The sequence below is a fragment of the Pseudomonas sp. AC463 genome (assembly GCF_979253585.1).
The window spans coordinates 1-279 of record NZ_CEEDDZ010000517.1 but is presented as its reverse complement, the minus strand read 5'-3'; the positions used below and the strand labels follow the sequence as shown (position 1 = coordinate 279).

Here is a 279-nt window from a genome sequence, read left to right as displayed (position 1 = left end):
GTCGGAGCCCACCGTGCTGTCGTCGTCACCCCGCATTCCAACCACTGCATTCCCGCCTGCGCGGGAACTCAGCGGTTCAGGCTGCCAGCCGCCGCGTCATGCCCAGCCACGCCCGCGCCGCCGCCTGTGCCGTGGCAATTTCGCGTGCGGTCATGTCCTCGGCCACCTCCGCGCGCGCGTCCTGCGCGGCGGTGAAGCCGGACACGGCGGCGAGGTTGAACCATTTGTGCGCCTCGATCAGGTCGACGGCGACGCCGGACGTGCCGGTCTGATAGCAGA

1 protein-coding gene is annotated in these 279 nt (G+C 70.3%); it reads right to left on the bottom strand.

Going from position 1 to position 279, the window contains the following annotated elements; all coding sequences use genetic code 11:
- Nucleotides 1-76: 76 nt before the first annotated feature.
- A partial coding sequence (locus AC0IYH_RS31220) for a hypothetical protein (RefSeq protein WP_471838080.1) occupies nt 77-279 on the bottom strand: 203 nt, incomplete at its 5' end.